The 12,554-nt window shown below is 61.5% G+C and carries 16 protein-coding genes; 8 read left to right on the forward strand and 8 right to left on the reverse strand.

The window, feature by feature from the left end; genetic code table 11:
- Positions 1-2 precede the first annotated feature (2 nt).
- Positions 3-2,645, reverse strand: a complete 2,643-nt coding sequence (leuS, locus tag IV454_RS05235) for a leucine--tRNA ligase (RefSeq protein ID WP_206090613.1) — start codon at positions 2,643-2,645, stop codon at positions 3-5.
- Positions 2,646-2,784: 139 nt separating this feature from the next.
- Here leuS and IV454_RS05240 point away from each other — a divergent pair, with 139 nt between their 5' ends.
- The 5 genes from IV454_RS05240 (at position 2,785) to IV454_RS05260 (ending at position 5,707) form a co-directional block, all read left to right on the forward strand.
- Complete coding sequence (locus tag IV454_RS05240; RefSeq protein ID WP_206090614.1) at positions 2,785-3,231, forward strand: CCDC90 family protein; 447 nt, start codon at positions 2,785-2,787, stop codon at positions 3,229-3,231.
- A 141-nt stretch (positions 3,232-3,372) separates the two neighbouring features.
- Positions 3,373-3,771, forward strand: coding sequence for a hypothetical protein (locus IV454_RS05245; RefSeq protein ID WP_229522074.1), 399 nt, complete (start codon positions 3,373-3,375; stop codon positions 3,769-3,771).
- 128 nt (positions 3,772-3,899) lie between these two features.
- The gene (locus IV454_RS05250) at positions 3,900-4,433 is read left to right on the forward strand and encodes a hypothetical protein (protein ID WP_206090616.1); all 534 of its coding nucleotides are present in this window, start codon (positions 3,900-3,902) and stop codon (positions 4,431-4,433) included.
- 71 nt (positions 4,434-4,504) lie between these two features.
- Positions 4,505-5,272, forward strand: a complete 768-nt coding sequence (locus IV454_RS05255) for a DUF6597 domain-containing transcriptional factor (RefSeq protein WP_206090617.1) — start codon at positions 4,505-4,507, stop codon at positions 5,270-5,272.
- 72 nt (positions 5,273-5,344) lie between these two features.
- On the forward strand, positions 5,345-5,707 hold the full coding sequence (locus IV454_RS05260) for a VOC family protein (RefSeq protein WP_206090618.1): 363 nt from the start codon (positions 5,345-5,347) through the stop codon (positions 5,705-5,707).
- 44 nt (positions 5,708-5,751) lie between these two features.
- Here IV454_RS05260 and IV454_RS05265 read toward each other — a convergent pair whose 3' ends face one another.
- From IV454_RS05265 to IV454_RS05285, 5 genes are read right to left on the reverse strand one after another with little or no spacing between them, the layout of a single operon-like run.
- On the reverse strand, positions 5,752-6,078 hold the full coding sequence (locus IV454_RS05265) for a barstar family protein (protein ID WP_206090619.1): 327 nt from the start codon (positions 6,076-6,078) through the stop codon (positions 5,752-5,754).
- A 1-nt stretch (position 6,079) separates the two neighbouring features.
- Positions 6,080-6,502: an ExbD/TolR family protein gene (locus IV454_RS05270; protein WP_206090620.1), complete on the reverse strand. Its 423-nt coding sequence runs from the start codon at positions 6,500-6,502 to the stop codon at positions 6,080-6,082.
- An 11-nt stretch (positions 6,503-6,513) separates the two neighbouring features.
- Positions 6,514-7,170, reverse strand: coding sequence for a MotA/TolQ/ExbB proton channel family protein (locus IV454_RS05275; protein ID WP_206090621.1), 657 nt, complete (start codon positions 7,168-7,170; stop codon positions 6,514-6,516).
- An 8-nt stretch (positions 7,171-7,178) separates the two neighbouring features.
- Positions 7,179-7,973 (reverse strand): 4-hydroxy-tetrahydrodipicolinate reductase, encoded by a 795-nt coding sequence (dapB, locus tag IV454_RS05280; protein WP_206090622.1) that lies wholly within the window; start codon positions 7,971-7,973, stop codon positions 7,179-7,181.
- A 28-nt stretch (positions 7,974-8,001) separates the two neighbouring features.
- Complete coding sequence (locus IV454_RS05285) at positions 8,002-8,562, reverse strand: outer membrane protein assembly factor BamE (protein ID WP_206090623.1); 561 nt, start codon at positions 8,560-8,562, stop codon at positions 8,002-8,004.
- Between the two features lie 90 nt (positions 8,563-8,652).
- Between IV454_RS05285 and fur the strand changes: the two genes are divergently transcribed.
- Positions 8,653-9,081 (forward strand): ferric iron uptake transcriptional regulator, encoded by a 429-nt coding sequence (gene fur / locus IV454_RS05290; RefSeq protein ID WP_054264984.1) that lies wholly within the window; start codon positions 8,653-8,655, stop codon positions 9,079-9,081.
- A 21-nt stretch (positions 9,082-9,102) separates the two neighbouring features.
- Here fur and hrcA read toward each other — a convergent pair whose 3' ends face one another.
- Together hrcA and IV454_RS05300 are read right to left on the reverse strand one after the other, a co-directional pair.
- Positions 9,103-10,119, reverse strand: coding sequence for a heat-inducible transcriptional repressor HrcA (gene hrcA, locus IV454_RS05295; protein ID WP_206090624.1), 1,017 nt, complete (start codon positions 10,117-10,119; stop codon positions 9,103-9,105).
- 103 nt (positions 10,120-10,222) lie between these two features.
- A complete protein-coding gene (locus tag IV454_RS05300) occupies positions 10,223-10,939 on the reverse strand; it encodes an HAD family hydrolase (RefSeq protein ID WP_206090625.1) in 717 nt (238 codons plus the stop codon).
- A gap of 228 nt (positions 10,940-11,167) precedes the next feature.
- Here IV454_RS05300 and IV454_RS05305 point away from each other — a divergent pair, with 228 nt between their 5' ends.
- Both IV454_RS05305 and IV454_RS05310 read left to right on the forward strand, forming a co-directional pair.
- On the forward strand, positions 11,168-11,776 hold the full coding sequence (locus tag IV454_RS05305; RefSeq protein WP_206090626.1) for a hypothetical protein: 609 nt from the start codon (positions 11,168-11,170) through the stop codon (positions 11,774-11,776).
- Between the two features lie 49 nt (positions 11,777-11,825).
- Complete coding sequence (locus IV454_RS05310) at positions 11,826-12,440, forward strand: hypothetical protein (protein ID WP_206090627.1); 615 nt, start codon at positions 11,826-11,828, stop codon at positions 12,438-12,440.
- Positions 12,441-12,554 lie beyond the last annotated feature (114 nt).

Genomic DNA, 12,554 nt, shown 5'->3' on the forward strand with positions numbered 1-12,554 from the left:
GCTTACACCACGATGCTGATCAACTTGCCCGGCACCACGATCACCTTTTTCGGCGGCGTTTCGATGTACTTCTGCACCGCTTCGCAGGCCAGCGCCATCGCTTCGATGGAGGCCTTGTCGGCATCCTTGGCCACCTTGATCGAGCCGCGCAGCTTGCCGTTCACCTGGATCATCATCTCGATCTCGGCCTGTTCCAGCGCGGCCGGGTCGACCTGCGGCCACTGCACGTTGAGGATGTCGCCGTGCGCCTTGGCGTAGCCCAGTTCTTCCCACAGCACGTGGGTGATGTGGGGCGCGACCGGGTTAAGCACGCGCAGGAAGATCGACAAGCCTTCGGCGATCACCGCATCGGTGGCCGGACCATCTTCGAGCTTGGCCGATTCCATCGTGTTGAGCATCTTCATGCAGGCCGACACCACGGTGTTGTACTGGATGCGTTTGAGGTCGTAGTCTGCCTGCTGCAAAATCTTGTGCAGTTCGCGGCGCAGCGTTTTATGCGCTTCGCTGCCTTCGACCTTGTCGGTCACGGCCAGGGCCGAGGCGATGCGCGGCGACTGCGCGTACGCATACGCCCACACGCGGCGCAGGAAGCGGCTGGCGCCTTCGACGCCGCTGTCGGACCATTCGAGCGTCTGCTCCGGCGGCGAGGCGAACATGGTGAACAGGCGCGCGGTGTCGGCGCCGTACTGGCCGATCTGGGCTTGCGGGTCGATGCCGTTGTTCTTCGACTTCGACATCTTCTCGGTGCCGCCGATGACCACCGGCTGGCCGTCGCTCTTGAGCGTGGCGCCTTGCGGACGGCCCTTGTCATCCAGGGTCAGGTCGACGTCGGCCGGGTTGAACCAGGATTTGCGGCCCGCTTCATCGTCGCGGTAGTAGGTTTCGTTCAGCACCATGCCCTGCGTGAGCAGGTTAACGAACGGTTCGTCGAACTTGACCAGGCCGAGTTCGCGCATGATCTTGGTCCAGAAGCGCGCGTACAGCAGGTGCATGACAGCGTGTTCGATACCGCCGATGTACTGGTCCATCGGCATCCAGTAATCGTTGCGCGCATCGACCATGGCGTCCTTGCTGCCCGGCGAGGTGTAGCGCATGTAGTACCACGACGAGTCGACGAAGGTATCCATCGTGTCGGTCTCGCGGCGCGCGGGCTTGCCGCACTGCGGGCAGTCGCACTTGAGGAAAGCTTCATGCTTGCCCAGCGGGTTGCCGCTGCCGTCCGGGACGCAGTCCTCGGGCAGCACCACCGGCAGGTCCTTTTCCGGTACCGGCACCACGCCGCAATCGGCGCAGTGGATCATCGGGATCGGCGTGCCCCAGTAGCGCTGGCGCGAAATACCCCAGTCGCGCAGGCGGAAGGTGATCTTCTTGTCGCCCAGGCCGGCCGTGGCCAGGTCGCCGGCAACGGCGTTGACGGCCGAGATGTGATCGAGGCCGTCGTATTTGCCGGAGTTGACCGAGACGCCGTGTTCCTTGTCGCCGTACCATTCCTGCCAGGCCTCAAGCGAGTATTCCTTGCCTTCGACCGCGACCACCTGCTTGATCGGCAGATTGTATTTTTTGGCGAACGCGAAATCGCGTTCGTCGTGCGCGGGCACGCCCATGACGGCGCCGTCGCCGTAGGTGATCAGGACGTAGTTGCCGACCCAGACTTCAACTTGTTCGTTGGTGATCGGATGGGTGACGAACAGGCCGGTCGGCATGCCCTTCTTTTCCATCGTCGCCATGTCGGCTTCGATCACGCTTCCGAGTTTGCACTCGGCGATGAAGGCCGCCAGTTCCGGGTTGCTCTGCGCGGCGTGCTGCGCCAGCGCGTGTTCCGGCGCCACGGCGCAGAAGGTCACACCCATGATGGTGTCGGCGCGGGTGGTGAAGACGTACATCTTGCCGTCGTCGATCAGCTCACCGGCGGCGTTGGCGATGGTGTGCGGGAAGGCGAAGCGCACGCCGACCGATTTGCCGATCCAGTTGGCCTGCATGACGCGCACGCGCTCGGGCCAGCCCGGCAGCTTGTTGTCGACATAGTCGAGCAGTTCGTCCGCGTAGTCGGTGATGCGGGCGTAGTACATCGGGATTTCGCGCTTTTCGATCGGCGCGCCGGAACGCCAGCCCTTGCCGTCGACCACCTGCTCGTTGGCCAGCACGGTCTGGTCGACCGGATCCCAGTTCACGGTGCCGGTCTTTTTGTAGATGATGCCTTTTTCGAGCATCTTGAGGAACATCCACTGGTTCCACTTGTAGTACTCGGGCTTGCACGCGGTCATTTCGCGCGACCAGTCGATCGCCAGGCCCATCGACTCCATCTGCTCGCGCATGTGGGCGATGTTGGAGTAGGTCCATTGCGCCGGCGGCACGTTGTTTTGCATCGCGGCGTTCTCGGCCGGCATGCCGAAGGCGTCCCAGCCCATCGGCATGAGCACGTTGTAGCCGCTCATCCGCAGGTAGCGGTACATCACATCATTGATCGTATAGTTGCGCACGTGGCCCATGTGCAGCTTGCCCGATGGGTAAGGCAGCATGGAGCAAGCGTAGTACTTACCTTTCGGGAAACGCGGGTCGTTCTCGACGGCCTTGTAGGCATCGATCGCCTTCCAGTGGGCTTGGGCGGCTTGTTCAACGTCGGCGGGACTATATTTATCTTGCATGATATGTGCAGCCAAGCGTGGCCCGGCCAAAAGTGAATATGAACCGGTCATTATACTGGCACATCCCGCATCCGGGCGCGGCCGGGGCTTGGGCGCCAAATTTCGTTGAACTATGGGGTGGCGTTGCTGTCCAAATAACATGACAAGCAAATTCGACGCGTTAGCTAACACAAAGCGGCTGGAAGACGCCGGCGTGCCCAGGAGCCAGGCAGAGGTGCATGCAAAAGCACTGACCGAGGTGGTGAGTGAGTTCGTGTGCCGGGAGGATTTGTTGCGGCTGGAAGGCAGCCTGCGGCACGAGATCGAGGAGAGCGAAAAGCGGCTGATTTTGCACATCAATCTTGTCAAAACCGAACTGATGGCAAAAATTGATGGTGTCGACGCAAAAGTCGACTCAAAAATTGATGGTGTCGACGCAAAAATCGACTCAAAAATTGATCGTGTCGACGCAAAAATCGACTCACTGAGAAGTGAATTCGAGGCGCGCTTCAAGGCGATCGACCACGATCTGTTAGTCAACCGCTGGCTGTCGGGCCTGATTATCTCCCTGAACATTGCCATGGCGATCAAAATTTTCTTTCCCTGAGAGGAGTTCGCGGGAAGCATGGCAAACAGAACATCTGACCATCTTGAACTTTGCCGAACTATCTGACGACATGGGCATCTAATTTTCATGATAGGCAAATTCGACATAGCGGAGTATGTACGGAAGCTGGAATCGGCAGGTATGCCCAGACAGCAGGCAGAGTTGCATGCGCAAGCATTGGCTGCTGTGATCGACAAGGTCGCGCAAGAACCTCAACTATTGAGCCTCCAATACAACTTGCAAAACGAAAGTTATCAATCCGAATTGCGTTTGATATCGCAGGTGGCGGCCGCCAGGAGCACGCTGAGCGCCGAAATCGAATTGCAGAATGCAAAAACTGATCACATCCGAACCGAGCTCAGTGCAAAAGTAGATGCGCTCAAGTCGTTTCTTGACTCAAGGATGCAACATGGAGAAGGCAAGCGCAGCACGGTCAGCGACGGCGTCAGGTCTGCCCTGTCGCTCAACCTCTGGTACATCTATGTGGGAACGATGCTCGGGATCTTGCTCACCCTCTTTATCGGAATAATGTTCTTTTGAAATACTGGCCGCACGCGCGAATGTACACGCCATTCGCTCGATTCCGATGCGGTATTCAGGACCAACGACACGCATTTGAAATACTGTATTTCTTGCCGAACCAGGTAACCGTGCCAGAGACCGCCATCATGACAATCGAATTCGATGCGATAGACTACGCCCAGCAACTGGAAGCGGCAGGCGCACCCAGGAATCAGGCGGATGTGCATGCCAAGGCACTGACCGGGGTAGTGAGGGAGGTCGTCTCGGAATCCGACCTGCTGCAAACAAAAAACGACTTGCAGCGTGATCTCCGCCACACTGAAGATCGTTTGACGTCGCGGATCGATGTGGCCAAGACCGAGCTCAGTACCAAAGTCGAGACCTTCAGAGCCGAATTCAATACCAAAATCGAGCTACTCGATGGAAAAATTGACCAAAGCAGCACCGAACTTGACGGGAAAATTGATGGGTTCAAAGTCGGGCTGGAATCGAAGATTGATGGGCTCAAGGCTGATCTGAACGCGAAAATTGATGGATTTAAAGTCGAGCTGGATGCAAAAATTGATCGGCTCGGCGCCACCCAGGATTCGATCAAGAACGAACTTGGCCAACATCGTTGGGCGTTTGCTCTTTTCTTCAGCATGCTCGGCTCTATCTTCATCAAGACTTTCTGGCCCTGATGGCGCGCGCGAAGGCCGTGCAAGCACGGTAAAATAGCCTCCTGCCCACTGCCCACTGCCCAACAATCCTGATGGTTCTCTACCAGGAACACCCGCCCCACCCCGCGCTGGCGCCCTATCTGGCCTGCCTGTGGACGTGCCAGGTGCTGCCCGGCGCCTCACCCGTCACGCACCGGGTGCTGCCCGATAACTGCATGGATATCCTGTGGCAGGATATGGCCGCGCTGAGCCGGGTGTCCGGCATGATGAGCACGGTCGTCCACGTTCCCGTGCACCAGCCCGTGCGCACCATCGCCGCCCGCTTCAAGCCGGGCGCCGCCGCGCACTTTTTTCCCGTGCCGCTGCACGAACTGGCCGACCAGCATCCGCTGCTGGAAGACCTGTGGGGCGGCGCCGTAACGCGCCAGTTCGCCGATGCCTTATGGTCGCGCCCGCTTTCCGACAGCGATGCCGTCGCCACCGTCGAACGTCTGCTGCTGCAGCGCCTGCATAGCGCAGGCGCCACCATGGCACCCGGCCTGGTCGACGCCGCCGTGGGCGCCATCGAACAATCGGGCGGCACCATGCGCATCGAGACCTTGGCCGCGCAACTGGGCGTATCGCGCCAGCACCTCTCCGGCCAGTTCCGCACCAGGGTCGGCCTGGGCGCCAAGCAGTTCGCGCGCGTGTGCCGCTTTCGCCAGGCGAGCGAGCGCATCCGCGCCGCCGCACACGATGCAAACCAGCTCGACTGGGCTAGCCTGGCGCTCGATCTCGGCTATTACGACCAGCCGCACCTGATCCACGAATTTCGCCAATTATCGGGCAGCACGCCGGAGTCGTTCGCCGCACTGCCCTGACCGCCTTACATTTTTACAATACACGCAGCGCACGCCATGGCAGGATGCTGCTTTGCACTCAAGGAGACGAACATGATTAACGGAATGCGCACTGTCTGCTACCCGGTCCAGGATATGGATGCGGCCAAGGCCTGGTACACCGCGGTGTTCGGCACGGCGCCCTACTTCGACCAACCCTTTTACGTCGGCTACGAGATCGGCGGCTTCGAGCTGGGCCTGACACCCGGCGAACCTGGCCTTGCCGGCTGCGTCGCCTACTGGGGCGTGGACGACATCGAGGCCGAAGCGGATCGCATCACGGGCCTGGGCGCGAGCATTCACTCGGCCATCCAGGATGTGGGCGAGTCGATCAAGGTGGTCGAGCTGAAGGATCCGTTCGGCAACGTGCTGGGCTTGATCTACAACCCCCATTTCGACCTCAAGAAGGTGCGTTAAGCGCCAGCCGGCGCGGGCAGCGGCTGCCCGCGCCGGGCTGCCGCTCAGCGCAACACCAGCGCCAGCGCCGGCTTTTCGCCGTAATCCTCGTAGCGCTCGTTGATGCCGGCGATGCAGAAGGTCATCTCGTCGAGCAGGTCGGGCACACGCTCGCGCATGGCGGCCGCATCCTTGACGACAATTTCCAGCACTTCGTTGGGCTTGAGCCGGAACCGGGTCATGCCGTCTTCGTCGCGCAGGTAGCTCAGGCAATCGACCCAGGCATCCATCGTGTGGGCGTAAAAATCGGGAAACCCGAACGCCGTGCAACTTTCGGAATGAAAGGTCTCCCAGCCGAGGATCGAGGCACCATTGAGTTCAGCGCTGGCCATGTTATTTCTCCTTTTTTGGATCGGTCACGAAGCCGAGCTTGCTCAATCCATGGGACTGGGCCGCCGCCATGACTTGGGCCACGACTTCGTAACGGGTGTTTTTGTCTGCGCGCAGCTGCAATTCGGGCTGCGGCGCCTGGCGCGCGGCCTGGGTCAGGCGCGCGTCGAGTCCGGCAGGATCGACCTGCTCGCCACTCCAGTGCAGCGCACCGGCGGCATCGATGGCAATCGTCACCGTGGCCGGCTGCTGCTGCACGGCCGCGGCCTGCGCGCGCGGCAAGTCGAGCTTGACCGCATGCGTAAACATGGGCGCCGTGATGATGAAAATGACGAGCAGCACCAGCATCACGTCGACCATCGGGGTCACGTTAATATCGCTCATCATCGACTGCTGGCGCGATGGATTGAAGCTGCCGAATGCCATGCCGCCCTCCCTTACCTGCCGAAGTAGGAATGCAAATCGTGGGCAAAGCCGTCGAGCTCGGCGAGAGTCAGCCGGTTCAGGCGGTTCAATCCGTTATACGCCAGTACGGCGGGAATGGCCACCACCAGCCCGAAGCCGGTCATGATCAGCGCTTCCCCGACCGGCCCGGCGATCTTGTCGATCTGCACGATGCCCGCCGCGGACACAGTCGACAGCGCATGATAAATCCCCCACACCGTGCCCAGCAGGCCCACGAACGGGGCAGTGGCGCCGATCGAGGCCAGCACGGTCAATCCACTTTCGATGCGGTGGGTCGCGCGCGTGATTTCCTGGCGCAGCACGCGGATGATTTGCTCATCCTTGCTCATTGCGCCGGCCAGGGTGTTGGCGCCGCCAAGGTGCGCCAGCCCTTGCGCGGGCAGCGGCGCATAGACGCCCTCGCGGTCGGCCAGGGTGAGCAAGGCGATGCCGTCGTGCAGGGTGGGCGCGCTCCAGAAGGCGTCCAGCGCCGGCGCCGCGCGGCGCACGCGCCAGGTGCTGAAAGCCTTGAACAGGATGAAGAACCAGCTCACCAGCGACATCATCATCAGCACGTAGGCCACCGCATGGCTGATCGGATCGCCCTGTTCCCAGTAGCGCGCGACGCTGAAATGATTCACCGGTGGCATGGCGCCGCCTAGTCCTTTAGTGACAGCACGTCCTGCATATCGTACAAGCCGGTCGCCTTGTCGGCCAGGAAGCGGCAGGCGCGCAGCGCGCCGTTGGCGTAGCTGGCCCGGCTGCTGGACTTGTGGCTGATCTCGATGCGCTCGCCGGTGCCGGCAAACAGCACGGTATGGTCGCCGATGATGTCGCCGCCGCGGATGGTGGCAAAGCCGATGGTCGACGGATCGCGCTCGCCGGTGACGCCTTCGCGCCCGTACACGGCGCATTCCTTCAAGTCGCGCCCGAGCGCGTCGGCGATGACTTCACCCATTTTCAGGGCTGTGCCGGACGGCGCATCGACCTTGTGGCGGTGGTGCGCTTCGATGATTTCGATGTCGTAGCCTTCGGAGAGGCTTTTGGCGGCCAGTTCCAGCAGCTTGAGGGTGACGTTCACGCCCACGCTCATGTTGGGCGCGAACATGATCGCGGTTTTTTCGGCGGCGGCGGCAATCGCGGCCTTGCCGGCGTCGTCGAAACCGGTGGTGCCGATGATCAGCTTGATGCCGTGGGCCGCGCAGTATTCCAGGTGCCTGAGCGTGCCTTCGGGGCGGGTAAAGTCGATCAGGTAATCGGCCCCGGCCAGGCCGGCGGCGAGCTCCGCTTCGATCTTCACGCCGCTCTGGCCAAGCAGCTGGCCGATCGCGGGCGTTCCGGCCAGGCCGAGCGCGCCGGCCAGCACGGCGTCCGGCGCGGCATCGACCGCATCGACCAGCATCCGCCCCATGCGCCCGTCAGCGCCGGCTACTGCAATTTTCATGTGAGTCATCGTGCGCTACCGCTGTGTATGAAATGGATTATTTGTTGATCTTGATCGATGCCGAACCGGCTTCTTCGCGCCGCGGCGCTTCCTTGGCGGCCACCTTGGATGGACCGGCGATGCGCGCGATGTATTCCTTCTCGGTCGGCAGGTTGCCGCCGTCGAATTTCTCGACCTTGTTATCCTTGAAGTAGACCGTGACCCGGCTGCTGGTCAGCTCGCCATCGCCGCGCGCCAGATAGAAGGGAAAATCCCAGCGGTCGGCGTGGAAGACATCGGTCAGCAGCGGCGTGCCGAGCAGGAACTTGACCTGCTCGCGGGTCTGGCCCACCTTCAGCTGGGTCAGCATTTCCTGGGAGATGAAGTTGCCTTGTTGAATGTCCGGACGATACGGCGAGAAGATCCACAGGAATTTCTGCAGCTTGCTCGCCTGGACGGTCTGGGCGCCGGCGTCGGGCGAGGCGCTGACCGGAACCACGGGATCCTTGGCGCCGCCGAACATGGTGCAGCCGGACAGGCTCAGGACGGCGCCGGCCAGGGTCGCCACGAGCGGGGCGCGCAAGCTAAAACGGTGCAAAACGGCAGTATCGACAGGCATAGAGGACCTCAAATCGTTGTACGGAAGCCTAGGCACCTCCGTCTAAAACGCTATATGATAAAGCACTACGCCAATATACGAGTAACAAACATGAGTAACAATCCTAGCGACCTCAAGGCCAGCGGCCTGAAAGCCACCCTGCCCCGCCTGAAAATCCTCGAGATTTTCCAGAACAGCGAGGTGCGCCACCTGACAGCGGAAGATGTTTACAAGATCTTGCTGACCGATAATATGGATGTCGGCCTGGCTACCGTGTACCGCGTACTGACCCAGTTCGAGCAAGCCGGCCTGCTCAACCGCAACCATTTTGAAACCGGCAAGGCGATCTTCGAGCTCAACGCCGGTTCCCACCACGATCACCTGGTGTGCCTCGACTGCGGCCGTGTGGAAGAGTTCTACGACGAAGAAATCGAATCGCGCCAGCACAAGGTGGCGGTCGAGCGCGGCTTCAAGATTGCCGAGCACGCGCTGGCGATTTACGGCAACTGCGTCAAGCCAGCCTGCCCGCACAAAACCTGATCCCTGCGGCGCGCCTGCCGCCTAGGAATGGCTGAGCGCGTTCGACAGCAGCTTGGCCGTAATATCCACAATCGGAATCACCCTTTCATAGGCCATGCGGGTCGGCCCGATCACGCCCAGGGTGCCGACGATCTTGCCGTTGACCTCGTACGGCGCGGTGACCACGCTCATCTCATCCATCGGCACCAGGTTCGATTCCCCGCCGATGAAGATCTGCACCCCGGTCGCCTTGCTGGACACGTCCAGCAGCTGCATCAGCCCGGTCTTTTGCTCGAACATGTCGAACATCTGGCGCAGCGACGTCATGTTCGAGGACAAGTCCGACACGCTGAGCAGGTTGCGCTCGCCGGAAATGACCATGTCGTCCGACTGGTCGGTCATCGCCTCGCTGCCGGCCTCGACCGCTGCCTGCATCAGGCTACCCATATCGTCGCGCAGCTGGCGCAATTCGCTGCTCAGGCGGAGGCGCACGTCGTCGAACGACAGGCCGCCGTAATTCTGGTTGATGTAATTGGCCGAGCGCACCAGCTGGGCCGGCGTGTAGTCGGCTTCCGTCAGCAGCAGGCGGTTTTGCACATCGCCGCGCGGATCGACGATCACCAGCAAAATGCGCTTTTCCGACAGGCGCAAGAATTCGATCTGCTGGAACACCGATTCGCGCCGCGGGCTGAGCACCACGCCGGCGAACTGCGACAGCGAGGACAGCATCTGCGCCGCATTGGCGATCATCTTTTGCGGTTGCTGGGCCGGCAGGCGCAGCCGCCCATCGACGGCGTGCTCGTCCAGGTGTTGCACGGTTAGCAAGGTATCGACAAAGATGCGGTAGCCGCGCGGGGTCGGAATGCGTCCGGCCGAGGTGTGCGGACTGGCCACATACCCCAGCTCTTCGAGGTCGGCCATGATGTTGCGGATGGTCGCGGGCGACAGGTCGAGTCCGGAAATTTTCGACAGCGCGCGCGACCCGACCGGCTGGCCGTCGGCGATATACCGTTCGACCAGGGCTTTGAGCAGCGTTTGCGCACGGGTATCGAGTTGCATGATTCTATATGTGGTGCGAGTAGGATATGCACAAGTATTGGTCTGCCTATTATGCACGTTCGCAGGCGCGCTGTGCGGTTTAGCCGGTTGCTCGCCGCCCGCCTCAATCGTGCTCGCGCGCGAGCCAGTCGAGCAGCTCGTCGAAATCGCCGCAGATGGCGTCCGGCAGCACCCCGTGTTCGAGGTGGCGCGCGCTGCCGGTGCGGTTGAGCCAGACCGCGCGCAGTCCGGCGCGCTGGGCGCCCTGCACGTCGAGCAGCACATCGTCGCCCACGTAGACGGCATCGGCCGGGTCGACCCCGAGTTCCTCGCAGGCGGCCAGGAAAATGGCCGGGTCCGGCTTGGCGCGGCCGAACTGGCTGGCCGCCACCGATACCTTGAAGTGGTGCGAGAGGCCGATCGCCTGCAGGTCGGCATTGCCGTTGGAAACTGAGCCGAGCACGGAGCGGCCTTTCAGGCGCAGCAGGCCGGGCACCACGTCATCGTAGGGGATGACGGCATTGCGCGCCGCATAGAAGTGGACCATGGCCTGCTCGACCTTGGCGGCGTCTTCGCCGGCCGCCTCGAACGCCGACAACAGGCCGGCGCGGCGCAGGGCGCCCAGGTCGAGATGGAAATCGGGCTGCTGGGCCAGCAGGGCCAGGCGCGCCTGGCGCAGGGCGTCGATGGTGAAGCGCTCGGCCACTCTCGGTGCATTGCTGTGCAGCCAGAGGTGCAGGGCTTGCTCGGCCTGCAGGATGACCGGGGCGATCGGCCACAGGGTATCGTCCAGGTCGAACAGGATGGCTTTGGGCCAAGTGCGGCGCGGCGTAGTGCTCATGGGCTGGCTCGGTAGTGGGTCAGGTTCCAGCATAACGAGGGCAGCGCCGAAAATCAATCGTGGCGCCCCTCCGCGCCAAGGCGCCACGGGCGCGCCAAGGCGACGCCTTCCACGCCGATACAAGGCAATGAGCCGCCGCGTTAACAAATGCACTAAAATGACGTCCACATCAGGCTGTCCATCGGCGGCCCAGCCTCCCCCCTTACCGCATTCGTTTTTGGAGAAAGTATGAAAAATCTGTACCTGCGTTCCGCCGTGGCACTGTCGTGCGCCTTGAGTCTGGCCGCTTGCGGCGGCAGCGACAAGGGCACCATGCAGCTGGGCGGCACCGTCGAGAATGTGACCGTGACCGGCCTGGTGCTGCAAAACAGGGGTGGCCCGGATCTCAAGATTGAACCCAACGCCAACAGCTTCGCGTTTCCCGACCTCATCAACGCAAATACCGACTTCGACATCAAGATCATCTCGCCGCCATCGAACGCCAATTGCGAAATGATCAACGGCAAGGGAAAATCGAGCGCCTACGGCGTCGGCAACATTAGCGTGCGCTGCACCCTGATCCCGCACGATGTCAAAGGCAAGATCGTCGGCTTGACGAGCGGCCCGCTGGTGATCATCAACGGCAGCTATCGCCTGAGTATTCCCGCCAACGCCACCGCGTTCACCCTGACCACCCTGGACACTGACGGTAAAACCAAGCTCGGCCAGGTCGGCGAAACAGTGGCCTACGGCCTGAGCGTGCTGCAACAGCCGCCCGGCTTGACTTGCCGGATTGACAACGCCATCGGCACGATGGGCAAAGCCGACGTCGACAATATCCTCATCACCTGCAACTGATCCCGGCAGCCACCCCTGCGCGGGTGGCGCCTTTCCTCTGGAGAATTCTATGAAGTTATCCGTCCTGCGCCATTCGCTGCTGCTGGCCCTCGTCATGGGCCTGTCCGCTTGCGGCGGCAAAGCGACCTTCCCTGTCGAAGGCAAGATTGTCAATTTGAAGTATTCCGGCCTGGTACTGAGCAACGTCGGCATGCAAAACCTGCCGGTCGATGCCAAGGCCACCAGTTTCCGCTTCCCCAACACGATCGAATACGGCGTGCCCTACGATGTCAAGGTCGAGACCAGTTCGCTGCACCAGTCTTGCACGCCGGACAACGGCAAGGACAGCGCCGGACGCCAGGCCGCCATCAGCGTCACGATTACCTGCAAGGACCCCGGCTATGCGCTCGGCGGCGCGGTCAAGGTCATCGGCACCGACGGCGTGGTCCGTCCGTACACCGGCACCGGTCTGGTCTTGATTAACGGCAGCAGCGACAAATTGACCATGCCCAAGGATGCCACCTCGTACAAATTCACCGGGATCATCCCCTACCTTACCAGCTACGGCGTATCGGTATTTCAGCAGCCGGACGGCGGCACGCATGTCTGCACGGTCGAGCGTGGCATTGGCGAAATGGGCGATGCCGACATCACCAACATCGACGTGACCTGCCGCCAAAAGTAAGCGCGGCGAGAGGATGGACGGTGATATTTGCAAAAGCTATAACTGATATTCCAAAGATAAATTGGCTTGATATGCTGTAGCGCAGCATAATTGCACCTGTCTCCTCCAACTCTC

The organism is Massilia antarctica (assembly GCF_015689335.1).
GTDB lineage: Bacteria > Pseudomonadota > Gammaproteobacteria > Burkholderiales > Burkholderiaceae_D > Telluria_A > Telluria_A antarctica.